The organism is Deltaproteobacteria bacterium (genome assembly GCA_013151235.1).
Classification (GTDB): Bacteria; CG2-30-53-67; CG2-30-53-67; order CG2-30-53-67; family CG2-30-53-67; genus JAADIO01.
In genome coordinates this window covers 1-4,234 of sequence record JAADIO010000056.1, presented here as the reverse complement: position 1 = coordinate 4,234, position 4,234 = coordinate 1, and the positions used below count along the sequence as shown (strand labels likewise).

Sequence of the window (4,234 nt, the reverse complement as noted above, 5' to 3'; positions counted from 1 at the left end):
ACGATGTCAACGCCGAAGCGGTGCTGCAGATTATCCGGCAGAATGTGGCGATGGCGAAGGCGATGATCTCACATGCCGTTTCGACGGAAATATTGACGTTTCGTTGTGACTGCCGGAAGGCGGCACAGGGTGCGATCCTCACCGATCCGAACTCTTTTCCGAAAGAGACGAAAAAGAGCCTGGCCTTCCTGCTGAAAAAGCCGCCGGAGTGAGGCTGGAAATGGTGTGCCGGAGGGAGTGTTTGTTTCCTCTTTTCTGTGGTCTTACGGTCTGAGTGCTGAACATGTAAAGAGGTTTTTATGAGTCTTCTGGTTGTCGGTTCCGTGGCTTTTGATTCCGTGAAAACTCCCTTCGGGGAGGTGGAAGAGGCCCAGGGGGGGTCGGCCTTTTACTTCTCTCTGGCCGCCGGTTTTTTCAACGACATCCGGATGGTGGCGGTCGTGGGGGAGGACTTCCCCGAGGAACAGATCGATCTTCTGAAAAACCGCAATGTCGATACGGAGGGCCTGCAGCGGGTTTCCGGCAGGACCTTCCGCTGGAAAGGGGAATACGGCTATGAACTGAATGAGGCGCATACCCTGGATACCCAGTTGAATGTCTTTGAATCCTTCTCCCCCGAGATTCCCGAGAGCTATCGGGACAGCCGGTATGTCTTCCTGGGGAATATCGACCCGGAACTTCAGATGAAGGTCCTGGGGCAGGTCCGTAATCCCGAGTTCGTCGGTCTTGACACAATGAATTTCTGGATCGGGGGGAAACGGGATGCCCTGATCGAGGCGTTGAAACGGGTGGATATGCTGACCATCAATGACGCCGAGGCGCGGCAGTTGACGGAGGAGGTCAATCTGGTTCAGGCCGCCCGGAAGATTCATTCCTATGGCCCGAAAATCCTGATTATCAAACGGGGAGAGTACGGGGTTCTCATGTTTAATGGTTCGCAGACCTTTTCCGCTCCCGCCTATCCCCTTGATGCCGTATTCGATCCCACCGGGGCCGGGGACTCTTTCGCCGGCGGGATGATGGGCTACCTTTCCAATGTGCAGAATATCAACGACGAGACCCTGCGCCGTGCCATCATCTTTGGCAGTGTGATGGCTTCCTACAATGTGGAAGATTTCAGCGTGAAACGTCTTTGCGAAATTTCCTATCGGGATATCGAGAAACGTTTCAAAATGTTCAAGACTCTGACTTATTTTGAGGATATCTGATGTGCAGGAAGGTCATTGCCGTCACCCTCATCGTCCTGTTTGCCGCAACACTTCCCGCCTGCATGGCATATCATACAAAAAAAACGAAGAAAAAACAGATTGCCGCGACCTACTATGACCTGGGGATCGGGTATCTCGGTGAAGAGAACTACCAGGCGGCCCTGGTTCAGCTTCGGAAGGCACAGGCCCTGAATCCGAAGGATGCCCGGATTGACAATGCCCTGGGCCTGGTTCATTTTTATACGAAACGCTACCGGGAGGCGGAGAAGTCCTACCGGAAGGCCCTCTCGATCCGTCCGGGCTATTCGGAGGCGCGGATGAATCTGGGAACGCTGTTCGCCGGAGAGAATCGTTGTCCCGATGCCGTCAAAGAGTTCCGTAAGGTGCTGAAAGATCCTTATTACGGGACCCCGGCGCTGGCCCTGCAGAATATCGGTCTCTGTCAACAGTTGATGGGACAGCCGGAACAGGCGGAGACCTCGCTCAAAAGGGCTCTATCTCTTGATCCACTACTCCTCTCCGCCTCGTTTGATTTGTGGAAGTTTTACTATCGCTCCAACCGGATGGGAGAGGCGATCCGGGTGTTGACGGAGGCGCTGGATCGATATACAAAAATGCAGAGACCGGAGGAGACGAATTCGGATAAGCAGCGGAAAAAAGACAAAGATCTTGCAAATATTCATTACGGGCTGGGGCTTTCCTATTTCAAGAATGCAGATGGGAAAAATGCACTGGAGCATTTTCGTGCGGCCCTGAACCTGTCTCCCGACAGTACCCTGAAAGAGGATGCTCGTAAATATATTGACCTGCTGGAATAGGACCGTCCGCCGGGATCGGATACCCCCATGGAAAAGAAGGAACAGCGGTTGTTGCGTAAGATTACGGAAGGTGCTTCAAAACCCTCTTTTGGAGAGTACCTGAAGCGGGAACGGGAACTGCGGGAGATCTCTCTGCGGGAGATCGCCGATGACACCAAGGTCAGTTTCCGATACCTGGAGGCACTGGAAGAGGATAACGAAAATCGTCTTCCCGCCCCGGTTTTTATCAAGGGGTTCATTCGCAGTTATGCCCGGTATATCGGTCTTGATCCTGATGAAGCGCTTCTTCGGTACCATGAGTATCAAAAAGGGCCGGAACCTGCCGTGTCGCATCCGGCTTCACAAAAGGATTCTTCCAATATGGATGCGAAGCCGGTCCGGGGCCGTTCTCTGTGGATCTGGGGTTTCCTGATCCTGCTGCTCCTCGGGGGGCTTCTCTATCTCGGGATTCGATTCTGGTTCCACCCGGAAATTTCGCCCAAAGACCGGTTCAAGGTCGGTTTTGAGGAGATGTTCCCTGCGACGGAGCAGAAAAACGAGACGTCTCCGACGATGACTGCGGGACCGGAGGCTGAAGATGGCGAGAATCTCCCGGTCAGGGAGTTGCAGTCCCCTGCCGGGACGACACCGAAGGCCTCGGTCGGTTCCGTCTGCGGCCGATTCCTCCCCGAAACCCGTTTCCCGGCAAAAGGCCCTTCCCGCTCCTCTCGTCATTCACCTGGTTGCCGGGGACCTGACCTGGCTGTCCGTAAATGTGGATGGAGAGAAGGACTATGACGTCACGCTCCGGAAGGGGGAGGACCTTCAGGTTAGTATGGTTGAATCGATGAAACTGGATATCGGAAATGCAGGCGGTCTGCTGATCCGGTACGGGGACAAGACCATCGGTCCTTTCGGACGAACGGGAGAGGTGAAAAAAACGTCCTCCTGAGTCGTCGGGATTTCGTGAGTGATGACGGCAATCAGACTTTGTCTTCCAGTATGCCGTGATTGTTGTATGATTGTGAACCGGAAAGGATTGTCGTGGGGCCTCAGAGGGAGATCGTCATCGCGAAACGGTGTTCTTTGAGGTAGACCGCTTCAGGAACCCCCAGACCATTCATTTGGTCCACGGCAATTCGCCCCCCCCCGTCTTCAATTACAACCCAGGCGTGCCCGTTTTCACCGTCTCCGGCAAGACCGATCCACAATTCGTTATTGAACCCGCAAATCGTCAGCAGGCTCGAGAAGAGAACGGCGAACCCCTTGCAGTCGAGACAGTGGGCCAGGAGGGTTTCCTCGGGGAGGAGCCAGGGGAGTGTGTTTGTTCGTTTCTTCAGTGTATGGATTGCCGTCTGGAGGCCGACCCAGCCGGAGGCGCCGCAGAGATCCGGATGTGAACGGAGCCAGAGACGCAACAGAATCGGGCGGGGGCAGCGGCTGCGGATCTCCCGGAGGAGGCGGAATCGGGGTTGCCGGAAGGTTTGCAATCCTTGACCGGAAAGGGCGAACCGTAATCGGTAGAAAAACCAGAGAAGAGGATCGAAAATTCCGTAAAGAAGGATCCGGTAGAGCACGCCTACAAAGACTCTTCCCGGGAAATTCCGGTCCCGCGTTTTGGTCCCCCACTGAAGAAAACGATCAAGAGGCATCGGATCAACTGAATTTCGGGCCGGGTCCGCGATGTTTTTTAGGTCCGCATAATGGGGGTGGCCCGACGGGCCCGGCGGGATGACCCGGTGTGTGTGGTCCACATGGCCGTCCTGCCGGTCCGCCGTCTTTGGGCTCGCACTTTTTCCCTCGAGTAATGTCAAGGTCACGAATTTCCGGTTTTATCCATTGCCTTATCTTGGGATCGGTCATGTCATACCTCCTGCAATACGGGTGTATGGGGGCAGATCGGATCTTCAGCCCATTCCCCCCGCCCCTGTAAATAGGCAAGTGCCCGGCATCCTCCTTTGCAGACCTTTTTTCTTTCACAGGCGCCGCATTTGCCTTCGAGCCGCTCAGGGTCGAGAAACTTCTTGAATATAGGCAGGCGCTGCCATGCCCCGACAAGGCCATGCTCGAAGATATTATTCGGTTTCGGCAGGGCCATGGCGTAGCTGCACTGGACCATCTGGCCGTTGTAACGGATCTGGCAGGAACTGATATCCGGGTCCCCCAGGGAGCAGGTACTCGACCGCCCCTCTTTCTGCAGTGCCAGGGTAAAACTGTAAAACCGGGTCA

Annotated in this window: 7 protein-coding genes; 5 read left to right on the top strand and 2 right to left on the bottom strand. The window is 55.1% G+C overall.

What is annotated here, in order from left to right; all coding sequences use genetic code 11:
• The 5 genes from GXP58_10760 to GXP58_10740 all read left to right on the top strand — a co-directional run.
• Nucleotides 1-212 (top strand): S-methyl-5'-thioadenosine phosphorylase (locus tag GXP58_10760; GenBank protein ID NOY54078.1); only part of this gene is annotated, 212 nt, incomplete at its 5' end.
• 87 nt (nucleotides 213-299) lie between these two features.
• Nucleotides 300-1,208 carry a sugar kinase gene (locus tag GXP58_10755; GenBank protein ID NOY54077.1) on the top strand — a complete coding sequence of 303 codons (909 nt, stop codon included), beginning with the start codon at nucleotides 300-302 and terminating at the stop codon, nucleotides 1,206-1,208.
• Nucleotides 1,208-2,026, top strand: coding sequence for a tetratricopeptide repeat protein (locus GXP58_10750; GenBank protein NOY54076.1), 819 nt, complete (start codon nucleotides 1,208-1,210; stop codon nucleotides 2,024-2,026). The genes GXP58_10755 and GXP58_10750 overlap by 1 nt, the downstream gene beginning before the upstream one ends.
• Before the next feature lie 27 nt (nucleotides 2,027-2,053).
• Nucleotides 2,054-2,803, top strand: a complete 750-nt coding sequence (locus GXP58_10745) for a helix-turn-helix domain-containing protein (GenBank protein NOY54075.1) — start codon at nucleotides 2,054-2,056, stop codon at nucleotides 2,801-2,803.
• Entirely contained in the window at nucleotides 2,781-2,957 is a 177-nt protein-coding gene (locus GXP58_10740) for a DUF4115 domain-containing protein (GenBank protein NOY54074.1), read from the top strand. The genes GXP58_10745 and GXP58_10740 overlap by 23 nt, the downstream gene beginning before the upstream one ends.
• Before the next feature lie 100 nt (nucleotides 2,958-3,057).
• Here GXP58_10740 and GXP58_10735 read toward each other — a convergent pair whose 3' ends face one another.
• Together GXP58_10735 and GXP58_10730 are read right to left on the bottom strand one after the other, a co-directional pair.
• The gene (locus GXP58_10735; protein ID NOY54073.1) at nucleotides 3,058-3,825 is read right to left on the bottom strand and encodes a hypothetical protein; all 768 of its coding nucleotides are present in this window, start codon (nucleotides 3,823-3,825) and stop codon (nucleotides 3,058-3,060) included.
• A gap of 44 nt (nucleotides 3,826-3,869) precedes the next feature.
• On the bottom strand, nucleotides 3,870-4,234 hold a 365-nt coding region (locus tag GXP58_10730), incomplete at its 5' end, for an SPASM domain-containing protein (GenBank protein ID NOY54072.1).